The sequence below is a fragment of the Streptomyces sp. NPDC002669 genome (assembly GCF_042889165.1).
Classification (GTDB): domain Bacteria; phylum Actinomycetota; class Actinomycetes; order Streptomycetales; family Streptomycetaceae; genus Streptomyces.
This window is the reverse complement of the sequence record NZ_JBIAQQ010000014.1, coordinates 67,307-84,983: the sequence shown is the minus strand read 5'-3', so window position 1 is coordinate 84,983 and position 17,677 is coordinate 67,307. Positions and strand designations below refer to the sequence as shown.

At 71.1% G+C, this 17,677-nt stretch carries 15 protein-coding genes and 1 pseudogene; 8 read left to right on the top strand and 8 right to left on the bottom strand.

Annotated elements, in window-relative coordinates; genetic code table 11:
• Positions 1-53: 53 nt before the first annotated feature.
• Complete coding sequence (locus ACFYW1_RS21525; protein ID WP_388995303.1) at positions 54-1,115, bottom strand: ATP-binding protein; 1,062 nt, start codon at positions 1,113-1,115, stop codon at positions 54-56.
• A 301-nt stretch (positions 1,116-1,416) separates the two neighbouring features.
• Here ACFYW1_RS21525 and ACFYW1_RS21520 point away from each other — a divergent pair, with 301 nt between their 5' ends.
• The 3 genes from ACFYW1_RS21520 (at position 1,417) to ACFYW1_RS21510 (ending at position 3,875) form a co-directional block, all read left to right on the top strand.
• Complete coding sequence (locus tag ACFYW1_RS21520; protein ID WP_388995300.1) at positions 1,417-2,655, top strand: sensor histidine kinase; 1,239 nt, start codon at positions 1,417-1,419, stop codon at positions 2,653-2,655.
• A complete protein-coding gene (locus tag ACFYW1_RS21515) occupies positions 2,627-3,322 on the top strand; it encodes a response regulator (RefSeq protein ID WP_388995296.1) in 696 nt (231 codons plus the stop codon). The genes ACFYW1_RS21520 and ACFYW1_RS21515 overlap by 29 nt, the downstream gene beginning before the upstream one ends.
• 226 nt (positions 3,323-3,548) lie before the next feature.
• Positions 3,549-3,875: a hypothetical protein gene (locus ACFYW1_RS21510; RefSeq protein ID WP_388995293.1), complete on the top strand. Its 327-nt coding sequence runs from the start codon at positions 3,549-3,551 to the stop codon at positions 3,873-3,875.
• Between the two features lie 66 nt (positions 3,876-3,941).
• On the opposite strand, the gene ACFYW1_RS21505 is transcribed toward ACFYW1_RS21510, so the two are convergent.
• Both ACFYW1_RS21505 and ACFYW1_RS21500 read right to left on the bottom strand, forming a co-directional pair.
• Positions 3,942-4,898 carry an aldo/keto reductase gene (locus ACFYW1_RS21505; RefSeq protein WP_388995290.1) on the bottom strand — a complete coding sequence of 319 codons (957 nt, stop codon included), beginning with the start codon at positions 4,896-4,898 and terminating at the stop codon, positions 3,942-3,944.
• Complete coding sequence (locus ACFYW1_RS21500; protein ID WP_388995287.1) at positions 4,895-6,769, bottom strand: hypothetical protein; 1,875 nt, start codon at positions 6,767-6,769, stop codon at positions 4,895-4,897. Before ACFYW1_RS21500 ends, ACFYW1_RS21505 begins: the two co-directional genes overlap by 4 nt.
• 183 nt (positions 6,770-6,952) lie before the next feature.
• On the opposite strand from ACFYW1_RS21500, the gene ACFYW1_RS21495 reads away from it, so the two are divergent.
• Both ACFYW1_RS21495 and ACFYW1_RS21490 read left to right on the top strand, forming a co-directional pair.
• Positions 6,953-7,777 (top strand): amidohydrolase family protein, encoded by an 825-nt coding sequence (locus ACFYW1_RS21495; protein ID WP_388995284.1) that lies wholly within the window; start codon positions 6,953-6,955, stop codon positions 7,775-7,777.
• Positions 7,778-8,074: 297 nt separating this feature from the next.
• Positions 8,075-8,809 carry a GntR family transcriptional regulator gene (locus tag ACFYW1_RS21490; RefSeq protein ID WP_388995281.1) on the top strand — a complete coding sequence of 245 codons (735 nt, stop codon included), beginning with the start codon at positions 8,075-8,077 and terminating at the stop codon, positions 8,807-8,809.
• Between the two features lie 98 nt (positions 8,810-8,907).
• On the opposite strand, the gene ACFYW1_RS21485 is transcribed toward ACFYW1_RS21490, so the two are convergent.
• The 5 genes and pseudogenes from ACFYW1_RS21485 to ACFYW1_RS21465 all read right to left on the bottom strand — a co-directional run.
• A complete protein-coding gene (locus ACFYW1_RS21485; protein ID WP_388995277.1) occupies positions 8,908-10,839 on the bottom strand; it encodes a right-handed parallel beta-helix repeat-containing protein in 1,932 nt (643 codons plus the stop codon).
• Between the two features lie 103 nt (positions 10,840-10,942).
• The gene (locus ACFYW1_RS21480) at positions 10,943-11,854 is read right to left on the bottom strand and encodes a carbohydrate ABC transporter permease (protein WP_388995274.1); all 912 of its coding nucleotides are present in this window, start codon (positions 11,852-11,854) and stop codon (positions 10,943-10,945) included.
• A 9-nt stretch (positions 11,855-11,863) separates the two neighbouring features.
• Positions 11,864-12,790 carry a carbohydrate ABC transporter permease gene (locus tag ACFYW1_RS21475; RefSeq protein ID WP_388995271.1) on the bottom strand — a complete coding sequence of 309 codons (927 nt, stop codon included), beginning with the start codon at positions 12,788-12,790 and terminating at the stop codon, positions 11,864-11,866.
• Complete coding sequence (locus tag ACFYW1_RS21470) at positions 12,769-14,013, bottom strand: ABC transporter substrate-binding protein (protein ID WP_388995267.1); 1,245 nt, start codon at positions 14,011-14,013, stop codon at positions 12,769-12,771. The genes ACFYW1_RS21475 and ACFYW1_RS21470 overlap by 22 nt, the downstream gene beginning before the upstream one ends.
• Before the next feature lie 355 nt (positions 14,014-14,368).
• A pseudogene (locus ACFYW1_RS21465) lies at positions 14,369-15,634 on the bottom strand (alpha-L-fucosidase); the annotation flags it as partial.
• Between the two features lie 87 nt (positions 15,635-15,721).
• Here ACFYW1_RS21465 and ACFYW1_RS21460 point away from each other — a divergent pair.
• The 3 genes from ACFYW1_RS21460 to ACFYW1_RS21450 all read left to right on the top strand — a co-directional run bounded on the left by ACFYW1_RS21460 (position 15,722) and on the right by ACFYW1_RS21450 (position 17,673).
• A complete protein-coding gene (locus tag ACFYW1_RS21460; RefSeq protein ID WP_388995264.1) occupies positions 15,722-16,537 on the top strand; it encodes a ribonuclease activity regulator RraA in 816 nt (271 codons plus the stop codon).
• 419 nt (positions 16,538-16,956) lie between these two features.
• Entirely contained in the window at positions 16,957-17,244 is a 288-nt protein-coding gene (locus ACFYW1_RS21455) for a hypothetical protein (RefSeq protein WP_388995261.1), read from the top strand.
• Positions 17,245-17,376: 132 nt separating this feature from the next.
• Entirely contained in the window at positions 17,377-17,673 is a 297-nt protein-coding gene (locus ACFYW1_RS21450; RefSeq protein WP_388995258.1) for a hypothetical protein, read from the top strand.
• The last annotated feature ends 4 nt before the right edge of the window (positions 17,674-17,677 follow it).

Genomic DNA, 17,677 nt, shown 5'->3' with positions numbered 1-17,677 from the left:
GAACGCCTCGGCCGCCGCGTCGTTGCGGGCCTTCTTCCCGTGCGACGCACGGCTCACCGGCGGGCCTCGACCAGGCGCGGCATGTCGCGGGCGGCCTCGACGAGGAACCAGGCGGGCAGCACGGGCTGTCCGTCCTCGTCGTCCCGGATCACGGTCTGGGCGACCTCGACGGAGATCTCGGCGAGCTGGACGAGCAGCGACTTGGCCCGGTGGGCGGTCTGCCGCAGGACGGGCGAGACCTGCTCCTTGGCGGCGGGCAGTTCCTTGACGAGCCGGCCCCGGAACGCGTCGGCCAGGTAGTAGAGCAGGTCGCGGTCCTCGATCCGGCGGGGCCAGGACGCGTCGCCCTTGATGATCGCGTCGATGCCGTGGGCATGCCGCACGATCTTGACGTAGCCGCAGAAGGCGACGGCGTGCGCCGGAGTGAGCGTGCCGTGCGCGACCACCTTGAGCGTCTCCTCGTCCAGCGTCGGCCCGAAGGAGTGCAGGGCGTCGGAGAGCATGTGCCAGGAACGCGGGGTGGAGAACGGCTCCTCGGTCTTGGGCGGCTGCGACCAGAGGTGGTCGGGCCGGTCGGTGAGGTGGTCGACGACCCACGGGTGGATGCCGTTCTCACCCGCCCACACGAGCCAGTCCGTGGCGGAAGCGCGCAGGTGGACATGGGTGAGGCGGTTGACCAGCGCGGAGGCGATCGGCCGGGCCAGCGCGTTGTCGGTCGCACGGTTCCCGGCGCCGATGACGATCGACCCGGCGGGAAGCTCGTAGGAACCGATGCGCCGGTCGAGGATCAGGGAGTAGAACGCCTTCTGCACATCGGGCGTCGCGGCGTTCAGCTCGTCGAGGAAGAGGCAGTACGGCTCGTCCCTGGCGATGGCCTCGGGCGGGCAGAACACGGACCTGCCGTCACGGATCTGCGGCACCCCGATGAGGTCCTCGGGCGCCAGCTGCGTACCGAGCAGACTGACGCATTCGAGCCCCAGCGACTCGGCGAAGTTCCGGACCAGCGACGACTTGCCGATTCCGGGCGCACCCCACAGGAAGACGGGGCGCACGGTGGCGAGGCCGAGCAGCAGTTCGGGGACACGGGCGGGCGTGACGGTGACGGCTGCCTGCAAGCTGAACACTCCTGGGACGGGCGTGGTCCGGGGCGTACGGACCGTTCGACGTACGCGGACAGTGTGGGCGCCGCGAGCCGGACGACGCATCCGAATAACCGGCCCCTCCCGCGTCCCGGCGGTGCACCGGACCGCCGCCCCGGCACCCGAACGGCCCGAACCGCCGCCCGAACGGCCCGGATCGCCGTTCGCGCGTACCGGGCCGGTCCGCGCACCGGGCGGGCGGCACGGGGCCGCCGGACGCGGGCCGGCCGCCCTTCGACGCGATGCCCGACCCGGCCGCCGACCCTACGGTGGTGGCATGGCGGTGGTGATCAGCGGATGGCGGCGACGGGACCGGGGCCGCAACGGCGCGCTGGACGTGCTGGGTGTGACGGTCCTGTTCGTGCTGTCGGTCGGGGCCGCGTCCATCGTCCCGCACGAGCGCCACTTCTCCCTGCGCTGGTCCGCCGTGGTGCTCGCGGCAGTGGGCTGCTCGGCGCTGCTGTGGCGGTACCGCCACCCGGTCGGCGTACTGGCCGTCGCGGTCGGCTGCGGAGTGGCCTTCCAGGTGCTCGGCTTCCGCGAGAGCCCACTGGTGATCAACTCCGTGCTGGTGTCGGTCTACACCGTCGGCGTGCTCACCGACCGGCGCGTCACCTGGACCGCGGCATCGGTCTCGGCCGCCGTCCTGGTGGGCGCGGCCGTGCTCTGCGACCCCCACTCGTGGCTGGCCCCCGACAACGCGGCGATGCTGGCGTGGACCGCCCTGCCGGCGGCCGTCGGGGACGGCGTGCGCTCGCGCCGCGCCTACGTCGCGGCGGTGGAGGAACGGGCGGAACACGCGGAGCGGACGCGCGAGCAGGAGGCGCAGCAGCGGGTGGCGGCCGAACGGGTGCGCATCGCCCGCGAACTGCACGACATCGTCGCGCACCACATCGCCCTGATCAACGCCCAGGCCGGGGTCGCCGCCCACCTGGTGGAACGGCGCCCGGAACGGATCCTGGCCGCGCTGGAGGACATCCGGGACACCAGCCGCTCGGCCCTGGACGAACTACGGGTGACCGTGGGGCTGCTGCGGCAGTCCGGCGATCCGGTGGCGCCGCGCGATCCGATGCCCGGCCTCGCCCGGGTACCGGAGCTCCTGGCCTCGTTCGAGTACGCCGGTCTGTCCGTGAGCCACACCCGGCTGGGCACCGCGGAACCACTGGCCCCGGCCATCGACCTGGCCGCGTACCGCATCGTGCAGGAAGCCCTGACCAACGTGCACAAGCACGCCGGGGCCGACCACGCCCGGCTGTTCCTGCACTACCACCCCGAACGGCTGACGATCACCGTCGAGGACGACGGACACGGCGGACGGCACACCGGCCCGGGGACGGGGCACGGACTGATCGGGATGCGCGAAAGGGCCTCCACGGTCGGCGGCCGGCTGTACGCGGGAGCACGCCCGGAGGGCGGCTTCACCGTGACGGCCGAACTGCCCCTGCGCCCCGGCCTGGCCCTGGCCGAACCACCGAGGAGAGACGGGCATGACGATCCGCGTACTGCTTGCCGATGACCAGGCCCTGCTGCGGGGCACCTTCAGGATGCTGTTCGACTCCACGGACGACATGGAGACGGTGGGGGAGGCGGCCGACGGGCGCGAAGCGCTGGAACTGGCCCGCGAGCAGCGCCCCGACGTGGTCCTGATGGACATCCGGATGCCGGGGATGGACGGCCTGGACGCCACCCGGCACATCAGCGAGTCCGAGGACCTCGCCGGGGTGAGGGTGCTCGTCCTGACCACCTTCGAGGACGACGAGCACGTCGCCGAGGCCCTGCGCGCCGGGGCGAGCGGCTTCCTGGGCAAGGGGGCCCGCCCCGATGAGCTCCTCGACGCCGTACGCACCGTCGCGGCCGGTGAGGCCCTGCTGTCCCCGTCGGCGACCCGGGTGCTGATCGAACGCTTCCTCGCGCAGCCGGAACCGTGCGCGGCGGGCGTGCACGAGCGGCTGGAGTGCCTGACGCCGCGGGAACGCGACGTGGTGGGGCTGGTGGCGCTCGGACTGTCGAACGACGAGATCGCGGAGCGGCTGGTCGTCAGCCCGCTGACCGCCAAGACCCACGTCAACCGGGCCATGACCAAGCTGGCGGCCCGGGACCGGGCCCAGCTCGTCGTCATCGCCTACCAGTGCGGCCTGGTCAGCCCGGCGGCCGAGCCGGGGCCGTCGCGGACCCCCGTGTAGCCGCCGGCCCGCCCGGTCGCAGGGGGCGGCAGCGGATACCGCAGCCGTGGTAGCCGGAAAACGCTGCGGAGGGACGACGTGCGAGGGGCCGCGCAGGGGAAAGCTGGTATCGAGCCCCCGAAGAAGCGCCCGGTGGGAGCAACGGGGCGGCACACGGACCCGTAGGTCCCCGTCCCACCGGCACGGCCCCCGCGACCGGCCCCGCAGCACAGGAAGGACCCGCCTCATGCTCACCGCGACCACGCAGCGCAGCACGACCGGTGCACGACCGGCCGACGACCACGCCCGCACGTCCCCCGCAGCCGAGGAGGCGGTCATGATGGGAATCCACCCGACGCAACCCGCCCACCGCCCCGGGAACGACCGCCGTACCGCCCTGCCCGCCCACCTGTCCCTCCTCCACGAGGCCCTGGCCCGGAACGCCGACGGCCGGAACCGGGCCGCGGCCACGGCCCCGCGCCCGTCCGGCTCCAGGCAGCTCACCCTGGCCCAGTGGGTCGGCCGGACCGCGCGGATCGGGGCGGCCGGCGACGCGCGGACGACCACCGGCTGACCCCCCCCGAGACGGTGCATCGGTGCCCGGTCCGGACCCGGCGGTCCGGACCGGGCACCGCCCGGATCACCCCGCCACCAGCCCCTCGGGCACGAAACCCTCCTCCGCGAGCCGGACCCACAGCTGCTCCGGGACCGGGAACCGGTACGCGGCGGCGTTCGACGTCACCTCGGCCGCGGACCGGCAGCCGACGACCACCGAGGTGACCGCCGGATGCAGGAACGGGAACTGGATCGCGGCCGCGGACAGCGGCACCCCGAACCCGGCGCAGATCTCACCGCACCGCCGCGCACGGGCCAGCTCCCGAGCGGGTACCGGTCGGTAGTTGAACATGGCATCGGGGGAGGGATCGGCGAGCAGCCCGGTGTTGAAGACCCCGCCCACGACCACGGCCGTGCCGGTCCTCGCGCACAGCGGCAGCAGGGTCTCCAGCGCGTCGTGGTCGAGCAGGGAGAACCGGCCCGCCACGAGCACGACGTCCACGTCGAACTCCGCCACGTACGCGGCGAGCGGACCACTGTGGTTCATGCCGAAACCGATCGCCCGGACCAGCCCCTCCTCCCGGAGCCGGCGCACTGCCGGATACGCGGTGCGCCGGACCTCCTCCGGATAGTCGTCCGGGTCGTGCAGGTACAGGATGTCGACCGACGAGCGCCCCAGCCGCTCCAGGCTCGACTCCAGCGACGCCCGGATACCGGCCTCCGTCCAGTCGGTCACCACCTCTCCCGGCGCCCCGTCCGCCCCGGGCCGCAGCAGCCACCCGGTCTTCGTGGAGATCACCGGCCCGTCGACCCCGGCGGGGGCGAGCAGCCGGCCCAGCCGCTCCTCGGCCCGGCCGTGGCCGTAGCGCGGCGCCGTGTCGAAGTACCGGATGCCCGCACGGGCCGCCGCCTCCAGCGTCGCGGCCGCCTCCCGCTCGGTCACCTCCTGGAACAGCCCGCCCAGCGGGGCGGTGCCGATCCCGAGCCGGGGCAGGTCGAAGGGCAGCCGCAGCGGCGCCCCGGACGTCGGCGAACCGGTCATCGTGCCACCTCCCACGGGGACCGGTAGCTCGGCCGGCCCGCCCGCAGCGTCATCGTCAGGGTGAGCCGTGCCCGTGTCCGGCCGGGCAGTTCGACGGTGCAGCAGTGCCCCCCGACGTCGTGCGCGGGGCCGTCGTCGAGCCGGACGGTGTGCACGAGGTGCTCGGCGAACGAACCGGCCTGCACGACCACCGAACGCGGGGCGTCGCCGAGGTTCACCAGCTCCACCACGGTGTGGTCGGGCCGCACGTCGGACACGAGCGCGGCGACGTCCTCGGGCAGTCCCGGCCGCCGTCCGGCCGCGTCGTGGTAGCGCAGGTGCAGCTGCGCCAGACCGCCGTTGTAGAGCACCTGCGGGGAACCGGTGGTCAGCTGCAACAACGCCTCGGTGAGCACCGGATTGCGGTCCTGCCAGTGATGGATCCCCAGGGCGTCCGGGCCGACGGCCGGGTCCACCGGGTCGTTCTCGATCGAGGCGACCCGCTCGGCGCAGACGTCCAGGGCGCTGCGCAGCATCCGCTCGGGGAAGTCCGGGTTGTGGCCGGCCAGGTACTCGTACCACGGCTCCTCGTGACCGGCCTCGTCCTTGATGCGCTGCGTGTGCACCGTCGCCCAGTCCCACTCCGAGGTGGAACGGAGCTGCTCGATGCGTTCCAGGTCCACCGCGTCCCGGCTGAAGTGCCAGAGCGACACGGGGAGTTGGGTCGGCATGATGGTGTAGTCGAACCAGCCGGAGTCGTCGTACCGCTGGGGCACCATGAGGGTGCGCCCGCCGGGGGTCGCGCGCAGGTGCGGCTGCCAGCGCCTGCCGAGGGTGCCCATCCCCTCGACGCCGCGCCGCTCGGCGTGCCGCAGCACCGCGTCCAGCGGGTTGCGGGCCAGGTCCAGGAAACCCCGGTCGCCGGTGAGCAGCGTCGCGTTGGACGCCCCGATGATCGTGGCCGATCCCACGGGGGAGAGCCCGTGCGGCCAGGTCCACCCGTAGTGCCCGCCGTACCAGCGCCCGTCCAGGTACTCGCCCACCACACCGTTCAGACCGGCGTTGTCGGGCACGACGTCGCGGCCCTCCAGCCGCTCCTGCCACGCGCCGACGTACTCGGCGACCCAGTCCGCGTAGCGCTGCTCGCCGCCGATCAGATGGGCGTTGACGGCGAGACCGGTCGCGGCGAGGTTGACGATCGTGTCCCCGCGCCCCATCCGGCCCCACATCTGCCGGCCGTAGGCCCGGGCCCGCTCGGGGGAAGCGGCCAGCTCGTCGAAGGGCGCGGCGGCGTCGATCCAGCTGAGCGGCAGGCCGTAGGGGCGAAGGGCGGCACTCCACGGGAAGTACGTGTCGTGGTCGCTGAAACCCGGACGGGGGCCCGCGGAGCCGTTGTGCGGCGCGCGGATCACCCGGTGCGCGGGGTCGTAGTTGGGCCCGCCCGGCAGGTAGAAGTCGGCGAACCGGCAGGCGAGTTCCCGCAGTTCCGCGTCGCCCGGATCGGCGAGGCACAGCCCGTAGAACAGCAGCATGCCCTCGCCCTGGTGGAACCAGTCGTAGCCGCGCTCCAGGCCGCTCTCCAGCATGCCCATCTCCGTGAGCTGGGCGGTGACCCCGCGCCAGTGCCGCCGGGAGGCGGTCAGCAGGTCCGCGCTGCCGCCCAGCAGGTACAGCGTCGGCCAGTTGAAGAACGGTTCGTAGAAGTCGTCCACGCCGTCCCGGCCGTCCAGGCCGTGTCCCAGCGAGTCGCGGAAGACCAGTCGGCCGTCCCGCTCGGTGTAACGGTCGGCGAACGTCCGCCACGCCTTGTCCTGGGCGGCGAACAGTTCCCGTTCGAGCACGGCCCACCGCGGCACGTCGGTGACCCGGCGGCTCGCCCTCAGCTCCGGCATCCGCACGGCTTCCCCGGCCCTCACCGGCCCGCCCCCGTCGTGGAGTTGCCTTCGCTTCGCCCGGTCGTGAGCACCAAGAACACCCGGCCCTTCATAATCGCCCATCGATTACCGATGGCTAGACTCATGGGCAGGGGCCGACGTGTCAATACGTCGGCGACGCTCCCGTGGAGGGTGATGTCCGTGATCGACTGCCATGCCCATCTGTGGAACCCGGGGGAGGGGTTCGACTGGATCCGTCCGGACTCGGCGCACCACCGGGCGTTCTCGGTCCATGACCTGGCGGAGTCCGGCGCCGGATGCGAACCGGCCGGAACCGTCCTGGTCGAGGCGGGCCGTGGCGATGCCGGAGAGACGCTCGCGCTGCGCGAACTGCGCCTGCGCCACCCCGGTCCGGTCGCCGGGTACGTGGCGAATCTCCAGGTCCACGGGGAGGCCGGACCACATCGCCTGCGGGCCCTCCTGGACGAGTCGGGCGACGCGCGGCCCAACGGGATGCGGCTGAGCGGACCGGCGTGGGAACAGACCCCGGAATCGGCCCGCGCACTCGTTCCGGTGCTGGCCGGAGCGGGTGTGGTGCTCGAACTCAACCTCGGCGTCGGTGCCTTGCGGACGGCCGCCGAGGTCGCCGCCCGGCACCCCGGGCTGACCGTGGTCGTCGACCACCTCGGCAACCCGCCGAACCTTCGGGCGGGGGATCCCGGCGACTGGTACCGGGACGCCGAACGCGCCGCCGCGCCGCCGAACGTGGTGGTGAAGATCTCCGGCCTGCTCACCCAGCAGCACGGTGTCCCGGCCGACCGGGTCGACCGCCTGGTCCGGCACGTGACCGACGCCTTCGGCCCGGCCCGGTGCCTCGTCGGCTCGGACTGGCCGATCTGCCTGCCCCGAGGCTCCCGGGCCGACTCCCTGGCGACGGTCCGGCGGGGCATCGCCCATCTGTCCGAGGGCGGGCGGCAAGAGGTGCTGCACACGACGGCCGTGCGCGTGTACGGGCTGCGCGGTTGACAGTGCTCGGATCGCACTGCTTCGATCATTGATCGATAGGCGATAGGTGGTGGATGAAATACTGTCGCTCGACCGGGCCGGTCCCGGCCCTCGTGAAGTCCCTGGGCGGCTCCTTCCTCCTCACCCCCTCCGGGCGGGCCGGAGGGGCGCCTTCCCATGGCCGGACAGGCATCCCGGGGTGCGCGGCGTGCGCGGCCCCGTCAACGAATCAGCCGATCTGCGGGATTCGGTCATCGATAGACGATGACCGCGTATCATGACGCAACCGGCTACCCAACATTGCAGGATTGGGATCTCATGGCATCGAACGCGTCGGCTGGGTTCGTCTCCACGCTGGCCACCAACAAGGACCGGTTCCGTAAAACCCTGATCTCCGACCAGGTCTACGAACTGCTCCGTCAGGCCATCGTCGAGGGCGACCTCGCGCCGAACGACCGAGTGGTCGAATCGGAAATCGCCCGGCGTCTGGGGGTGAGTCAGGCCCCGGTACGGGAAGCGGTGAAACAGCTGGCCCGGGAGGGCCTGCTCATGCACATCCCGCGTCGCGGCCACTTCGTCGTCGAGATCTCCTCGAAGGACGCGGAGTACGCCCGTCAGGTACGAGAACCCCTGGAGCGGCTGGCCGCACGGCTCGCCACCGAGAACCTCACCGAGGAACACCTGGCCGAGCTGGACGGCCTGGTGGAGCGGATGCGCGCCGCGGCGGCCGACAACGACGTCAGCCGTTTCCGGGACGCCGACATAGAGTTCCACACCACGGTCGGCCGGATCTCGGGCAACCCCTTCCTGACCCGCATGTGGGAAGTCCTCGAACCGAGCCTGCGCGCCCTGCGCGCCATCTCCGACCCCCTTTTCGAGGGGGACCGGCAGGCGATGGCCGACGAGCACGGCCGCCTGGTCAACCTGCTGCGCGACGGCGACGCCGACAAGGCGGCCGCCGCGTTCGCCGACCACGCCGCGGGGCGCGGCCCGGTGCCGGACGCGCGGGCGGCGAAGAAGCCGCGCAAGTCCACCGCGGCCAAGAAGAGTTAGGGCGCGCCCTGCGGAGACCGTCGTGCTCCCCGCAGGGCGATGGCGCGACGGCAGGGGCCCGAGCCGGAGATCCGGCTCGGGCCCCTCTCGTACCCGGTCTAACGGCGGGCGCCCGCCGTCCACTTCGGCGCCCCGTACTGATAGGCGCCGAGGCTGGGGGCCGGGTCCGTGGACCCGTCGTTGATGCCCGGCAGCGCGATCCCCCGGTTGCGCGCGGGGGACCCCTCCGACAGGCGGTAGTCGTGCCGCGCCGCGTCGACGAACAGCGGATCGACCTCGGCCGGCAGGTTGGCGGACAGCACCAGCCCGCCGTCCGTGGCACCGTCCAGGCCGCGGATGGGGCCGACGTTGTTGTAGATCTTCGTTCCGGTGGACTGCCCCGGTTCCTTGACGTAGAACATCGTCATCCCGCCGGTGTTGTTGTACACGCCGTTGTCGTGCGAGCCGGTGCCCAGACCGTTGAGCATGACCGTGCCCTCGCGGTTCCCCCAGCCCACGTTGTTCGCGATGACCAGGTCGCTCTGGCCGTTGTCCGCGTAGATGCCGGAGATCCCGAACGTGGTGAGCGTGGTGGCCGGCGCGGGGTCGTGCAGCACGTTGTGGTCGAGGGATGAGCCCATCATCCAGGCGCTGCAGCAGGTGTAGATCGCGGCGACGTCCAGGCTCAGCCGGGCGTACCCGGAGATGTCGTTGTACGCGATCCGGTCCGGGCCCGGGGCGAGGCCGTCGACGGTGTTCCACTGCAGGTTGATGCCGCTGCGGCCGACCCGGGAGATGGTGTTGTTCATGACGGTCTGGCTGTTGCCCTGGACCGCGATGCCCGCCGCGTACGTCCCCATGTAGTCCACGTCGTGGATGATGTTGTCGGTCGCGGTGTTGTTCTGGCCGCGCAGGGCGATCCCGTTCCCGGCGCTGAACGACAGGTCGCTGCCGACGATCCTGTTGCCGGTGCCGTTCAGGACGATGCCGGTGTCGGCGACGCCGCGGGTCACCGTGGAGCCGCAGTCCGTCGCACCCCGGGTGATGTCGGTGTAGTGCGACAGGTACTTGCCGGTGATGCGGTTCAGGGTGATGCCCGTGCTGGAGTCGCCCGTGGTGATCGTCGAGGCGAACAGGCCGATCCCGACGACCGAGGTGTGACTGGCGCCGGTCAGGTCGAAGGCCAGGGTGCGCGACTTCGCCTCGATCGTGTGCCGGCCGGGGTCGTCCTCGCTGTAGAGGTACAGGCGCTTGGCCGCGGGGTCGTAGAACCACATGCCCGGGTGGGCCAGTTCACCGATCTTCCCGGCCAGGGCGTAGCGGGTCTCCTTCGGCACGACCTTGTGCACGCACGGCGGCGCCGCGTCCAGCGTCACCGATCCGACGGCGGAACTCTTCACCTTCCCCGTCGCCGACACGTACCAGTAGCCGGTCAGCGCACGCGCGCCGTCCCAGTACCCGGCCGGCCGGGTCAGCGCCGGGTCGGCGATGGTGGCTTCCGCGCTGCCCGCGCCGGCGTACTGGAGGGTCGGGGCGAGCAGGTCGGAGCCCGGGTCGGGCCACTGGGCCTCGACGTTCATCTTCCCGTCCGTGAACACCTGCACGGTGGTCACGTCGGAGCCGAGGTCCACGCGGGTGCTGTGGATCCGCCCCGCCTTCACGGCCTCGCCGAACGGCGAGGCCGCCGCGTACGGGTCGGTCCGGGCGATCTCGGCGACGTCCCGGCCGGTGACCTTCGACCAGCCCCGGACACGGTCGGCGCCGTTCATGGTCACCTGCGCGCCCTCGGCGGCACGGTAGGTGATCGGCCGCCCGGGGGTGCCCGACCGGGCCGGCACGACCGTCTCCTGGTAGGTGCCGGACATGATCAGGCAGGTGTCGCCCGGCCCCATCACGTCGGCGCACCGCTGGATGTGCCGGAACGGGGTCCGGGCCGTGCGGCCGTCCGCCGTGTCCCGGCCCGACGGCGCCACGTAGTAGGTCCGGCCCTCCTCGGTCTGCACGGCGGTGGCCGGTACGGCGGCCGCCACCACGGACAGGGACGCGAGCACGGCGCCCGCGGACCACGGGCCCCGACGGGACCGTGACCACCATTTTCTCAGCACAGCATGTCCTTTCTCCTACGACGGACGGTCCGCGAACGGCGGGCCCGGATCATCCCTTCACCGCACCGACCGTGAGGCCGCTGATGATGTGGCGCTGCATGTAGATGAAGAAGATGATCACGGGCGCGACCGCGAGCAGCAGATTGGGGAACACCTTGGTCAGATCGGTCGAGTACTGACTGATCCCGGCGTAGATCGCCGTCGTCACGGTGTAGTGCCCGGACGACGGGCTGAGCAGGATCTGCGGGCTGACGAAGTCGTTCCAGATTCCTATGGAGTTGAGGATCAGCACCGTCACGACCGCCGGACGCATCAGCGGGAAGATGATGGTCCAGAAGGTCCGGTACCTGCCCGCCCCGTCGATGGTCGCCGCGTGGTCGATGTCCACCGGAATGGTGCGGATGAAGCCGACGAACAGGAAGATGCTCACCGGCAGGGTCGTCGCCACGTCGTGCGCGACCAGACCGGTCACGGTGTTCGCGAGACCGATCTCGCGCAGCACGTAGATCACCGGAATGATCACGGCGGCGCCGGGGATGAAGGTGCCGGCCAGGAAGTACAGCAGCACCAGTCGGGTACGGCGCCTGAGACTGCGCGCGATCGCGTACGCGGCCGGCCCGGCCAGCAGGATGCACAGCACGTCCACGACCACGACCAGGAAGAGGGTGAACCCGTAGCCGCCGATCACGTTGTACTGGGGACTGCTGACGGCCGCGGAGAGGTGCTCCAGCGTCAGACCGCCGAGCGGCAGCGAGAACGGGCTGTCGAGGATCTCCTCCTGCGACTTGAACGCGTTCACGACGAGCAGGTACACCGGCACGATCATGACGACGAACAACACGCCCAGCAGTACCCGGCGCAGGGGCGAGCGGGGCTCGCGCCGCCGCTCGTGCCCGGCCCGGGGGCCGGGCACCGGCGGTGCCGTCCGCTCCTCGCGGACCTTCGCCTCGGTTACGACCACCACCTGCTCCTAACCAGCCGCGGCTTGATCTTGACGGTTGCGCAGCGCCGTCACGAGGAGGGCGAGCGCGGCGGACACGACCATCAGGAAAACCGCCTGAGCTGTTGCATAACCGACCTTGGTGCCCTCGAAGGAACGGGCGAGGATGAGATAGGTGAACGTCTGCGTGGAGCCGGCGGGGCCGCCGCCGGTCAGGCTCACCACGATGTCGTAGGCCCGGATCAGGCCCACCAGGTTGAGCACCGTCGCCACGGTCACCACCGGCGCGATCATCGGGACCACGATGCGCAGATTGGTCTGCCGCCGGGTGGCGCCGTCCATCGCGGCGGCCTCCAGCAGTTCCTTCGGCACCGTCTGCAACGCCGCCACGAACAGCACGACGTTGAACCCGAACCCGGCCCACACGATGACCCCGATCAGGGTGATGAGCGCGAGCTTCTCGTCGAAGAGGAACCCGACGGGTTCCATGCCGAACTTGGCGAGGGTGTTGTTGACGGCGCCGTTGGTGCCGAGGATCGCCGCCCACAGGTATCCGAGGATCAGCGCGCTGATCACGTGCGGGAAGTAGGCCACGGCCCGGAAGAACGAGTTCGCGCGCGACCGTCCCTTGAGCACCAGTGCGTACAGCAGGCCCGCGCCGACCATGAGCACGGTGCCGGCCCCGGCGATGAGCGCGGTCACGTACCAGGCGTCGCCCGAACTCGGGTCGTCGAACAGATGCCGGTAGTTGTCGAGGCCGATGAACCGGGACGGCGAGAAGCCGTCCCAGTCCGTCAGGCTGAGATACACCGCGACGCCCACCGGAATCACGGTCATCACGGTGTAGAGCAGGACGGCCGGCCCCATGAGGCCCAGGGAGACGGCGGCCTCCCGCAGCCGCACCCGCCGCCGGGCGGCGGTGTGCTCCCGCCGGGTCAGCTCTGCGAGTTCCACCACTGGTCCAATCCTTCGGCGGCGTCCTGGGCGGAGGCACCCGTGTACAGGGACTGGACCTGCTTGTTGAGTTCGTCGCTGAAACCGGCGATCGGCTGGGAGGGGCCCGACTTGACGATCACCGACGGCGCCCCGTCCAGGATCTTCTGCACCGAGGTGCCGAGGCTGGACATCGGGTAGCTGAACCCCTCCCGCAGATTGCCGTCGGCGGCCAGCTGGCTCTTGATCGCGGCCGGGTCGGTGACCAGCCACTTCACGAAGTCGATCGCCTCGGCCCGGTGCCGCGACTTGTTCACCACGACGTACGGGTTGGACATGTTGCCGAACTGGCCCGACGGGTAGGCCCCGTCGGTCGGCATGGTGAACACGCCGATGTCGTCGCTCTTCTTCGCGGCGTCCGCGGCGGGCACGAAGTACGAACCCATGATGTACATCGCGGACTTGCCGTTCAGGAAGGCGGTCTGGCCGTCCGCGTAGGTGAGACCGAGGGCGCTCTTGTCGAGGTGGCCGGTGTCGATCCACTCCTTGTAGTGCTCCAGGTAGGGCAGGTAGCCGCTGTCGGCGAAGGAGACCTTGCCGTCGTTGCGCTTGGCCGTCCACTTCGGGTCCTCGGTGAGGACACCGGCGTCCGCCATCATGGAGAACTGGGCGCCCGTCACCCACTGGCCGGAGGTCTGCAACGGTTTGTAGCCGGCGGACTTCAGCTTCCCCATGGCATCGGTGAACTGATCGATGGTCCGGATCTTCGTCGCGTCGAGCCCGGCCTTGGTGAAGGCGGCCTTGTTGTAGAAGACGAGCGACTGGATCTGCTCGCCGACCCCCACCACGTAGCGCTTGCCGTCGATGGCGTACTGCTCGGCCAGCGGGGTGTCGGCGGCCCAGGGCTGGTCCGACAGGTCGGCGAACAGGGAGGCGTTCTCCGGCGTCGGCGTGATCTGCTGGGCGACGTCCGGCGGGTCGCCCGCCGCCAGGTCCTGGGTCAGCTTGGCGTTCGCCGATATCGTGCCGGTCAGCTCCAGTTTCACCTTCACGCCGGGGTGCTTCTTCTCGTACTGCGCGAAGAGGTCGTTCCAGTACTTCTCCGTGAGGTTCGGAGAGATGTTCACGATGACGCGCAGGGTCGTGCCCTCCGCGTCGTCTCCGGAGCCGCCGCCGCAGGCGACGGCGGAGGCCATCACCAGCGGAGCCACGGCGAAAGCACAGGCCCGGCGCCAGGTAGTTCTCATTCGAGACACGCTCCCTTGCGTAGTCGTAAGTGATCGATAGTCGGCTCTCCCTGTCGGCTTGCGGCTCCGCAGGCAGGGGAGGGCGGGCGAGCTGCCGGGGTGGCACGGGGACTCGCTGACACGTGGTGAGGGCGGGGCCGGGGATGGCCCGGCACCTTGGGGTCTCACTCGGGAGAACTATCGTCTATCGATTACTGATGCTATGGGTGGCACCCCGGCATGTTCAAGGGTGCTGCAGCCAATCCGTCCGCCCGGATCCCCGCGGCCCCGCCGAACGGTCCCGGATCGGAGCCGGTCGCCGGTGCGCGGACCGGCGACCGGCGTCGGCCACCTGCGGGAAGAGGCCGTGACGCCCTCACTCGTCGTCCAGTTCGAGCTCGATCACCGGGAGCAGCACGTCCGGCCGGACGATCGGGAGCGTCAGCGTGAGCGTGCCCGGAGCACGGCCGGGCGGGGCCATGTTGACGTGCTCGTGCTGCGCCCCGTCCAGTTCGTGGAACCTGATCTCCGAACCGTCGTGCAGCAGTTGCGCGTAACGCACCCGCCCGGCGAGACCGGGCAGATGGAGGTGCTTGAGGGGCCACGAGAGCAGATGCAGATAGAGATTCCGGCCGGACTGCGTGCAGAGGGTGTTCGGCGGCGCCTCGAAGCTGCTCGGTCCGGCGCCGTGCACGGCCCGCGCGTGCGGAACCATCCACCGGCCGACGGCCCGCAGCGTCTCCCGGGCCCGAGGATCCAGCGAACCCCGGCCGGTGGGACCGACGTTGAGCAGCAGATTGCCCCCGCAGGCGACGGACTGCACCAGCATCCGCACGAGCATCGCCGGGTCCTTGTACTCGTGGTTGTCCCGGTCGTACCCCCAGGAGCCGTTGAGCGTGTGGCACGCCTCCCACCGCACCGGCGCACCGTCCCGTTCCAGCGGGCGGTCGGGTTGGTACTGCTCGGGCGTCACGTAGTCGCCCGGGACGCCGAGCCGGTCGTTGACGAGGATGCCCGGCTGCAACTCGCGGACCATGGACATCAGTTCCTCCGCACCCCACTCGGCCGGCCCCTTGCCGGGATAGGCGAAGTCGAGGAAGAGCAGGTCGACCGGGCCGTAACCGGTCAGCAACTCGCGTACCTGGCCGTGCAGATACGTGCGGTAGCGCGCCATGTCCCGGGGCTCGTCGGCCGCGTCCATGCCGCGCAGCGGATGGTGCTGGTCGACGGTGAAGTCCGGATGGTGCCAGTCGAGCAGCGAGTAGTACAGCCCCACCCGCAGCCCCTCGGCACGCATGGCCTCCACGAACTCGGCCACCAGGTCCCGGCCCGCGGCACGCACCGAGGTGTAGTCGGTCAGGGCCGAGTCGAACAGGCAGAACCCGTCGTGGTGTTTGGCGGTCAGTACGGCGTAACGCATCCCGGCTTTCCGGGCCGCGCGGGCCAGTTCCCTCGCGTCGAACAGGTCCGGATCGAATTTCCGCAGGTAACGGTCGTACTCCGACTGGGACATGGCCTCCCGGCCGCGGACCCACTCGTGCCGCGCGGCGAGGCTGTACAGGCCGAAATGGACGAACAGTCCGAAGCGCGCGGCGTCGAACCAACCGACGGATGCTGGGGGCACTGAACTCTCCTGCCGCTGTTGACAGTTCTCATTGGTCGGCTGTTATCTACCATCGATAGGCGATAATGTCACTGGCGTTGCGTGCGGCGGAGTACGCGGAGAGGCATGCGAATGAACCCGACCGGGGACCGAGAAACGGCGTCGACGGGGGAGGCCGAGACCTACGCATCGATGCGGGCTCCGGTCCACACCTCGTCCTTCGTGCGGCCGACCGCGCGCATGGTGGAGGCACTCGCGGACGTGAGCGCCGCCACCGCCTGCGCGAAACTGCACCAGATGGGCATCACCCGCACCTTCATCGACGGCCCCGTGCCCCTGCACCGGGAGCCGGACGTCAAGATCACCGGTGGTGCCGTGACCCTGCAGTTCCTGCCACAGCGCGAGGACGTGTTCTCCGGCGCGGAGCAGGAGGACATCGAACGCAAGACCGCGTTGTGGGGTGTGCTGGAATCCATCCGTCCCGGCGACGTGCTGGTCGTCTCGGCGTACGCGAGCCACTTCACGGGCTGCCTCGGGGACATGCTGGTGCGTTACTTCAAACTGCGCGGCGGCGCGGGCATCGTGGTGGACGGAAGGGTGCGCGACGCCGCACGCATCCGCGCGCTGGGCGTGCCCGTGTGGTGCACCGGCGTGACACCGCACTACGCCTCGCAGACGGAGCTCTTCCCCTCCGCGTTCAACGTCCCGGTCGGTGTCGGCGGCACCCTGGTCACCCCCGGGGACCTCATCGTGGCCGACGAGGACGGCGCCGTGGTGGTGCCGCAGCACAGCGCCGTCCCCCTGGCCGAGGACGCCCTGCTGCACCAGGACCGCGAGGCGTTCGCACGGCAACGCCTCGACGAGGGCGCCCGGTTGTCCGACTACTACCCGCTCACCGGCGCGGGCATGGCCGAGTACCTGGCGAGCCGCTCCGCCGACTGAGGCACCGGAGCGCCGCGAACCACCCGCGCGAACGGACCGGGCCGGACCACGGCCTCCCCGCCCCGCCCCGGCCCGTTCGCGCGGGCACCGCGGTCACCGGACCGGCGGCGCGCCCCGGCCGGGTGCCCCGGCCCGAACCGACGGGCGCGACGGCTGTCCACCGGTCCGGGTCCCCGGCCACCGGGCCGGGGGCGACGCGGGCAGCGTGGTGCTGGCCCGTCACCACCGGTCGGGCGTTTCCGCCGGGCCCGAGGCGGCGGAGAGCGCGCCCGGTCCTCCTCACCGGGGCGGCGGTGCCTGTCGAACCCCGTGCCGGAAACGGACGGAACCCCTCACGGCCCGGTCGCCGTCCTTGCCGCAGACGTGTCCTGGCACCGGCACGCCCGTGAGGATTCCGCTTCCGTCCCCGAGGAGGACACATGCGCTCGAACCAGCCCCGTACGCCCGCCTCTCGTACGCCGCGCCGTGCCCCGACCTCGGGGCAGGTCGGAACCATATTGACCGTGATGGCCGCGCTGGGCGTGCTGTCCCGCTTCTCCGCGGGACCGGTGTTCTGGCTCGGGGTGCTCCTGGGCGCGGCCGGGGTGCTCAGCTCCTTCGTCACCTTCTACGGGGCCCGCGGTTGGATTCAGATGTCCTTCGGCGTGCTCGCGGTTCTCACGTGCGCGCTGTTCGTCATGCAGGCCCTGGTCATGATGCTGACTTGAGCCGGTGTTTTTGAACGTCGGCCGCGAGTCGGTGCAGGTCGGCGAGTCGCGGCTTCCGGCCGATCGGCCGGAAGCCGCGAAAGCCCGGAGCATCGGGACGACGACGATCGCCTCGGGCGACAGACGGATGCTGTGACGGACCGCGGTGAGCCGGATGCCGGCGACGAGGACGAGGCCCTGCCCGAGCTGTGCGACCTGTGCGGGGCGGTGGTGGCCGACAGCACCGAGTGGTACGCCGTGGTCCCGGGCGCCTGGGCCTCGGACCGACTCTTTTCTCGTGAACATCAGCGGGCCAGTCGATCACCAAATGCCCACCGGACTGCTGAACGAACGCTGCCGTTTGAAGGCGAACGAAGCCACTGCCGACTTCAGGACCTTTCGGACGGCCGTGACGACACCGCCATGCTCGCCTTCCGGCCCAAGACCTGACATG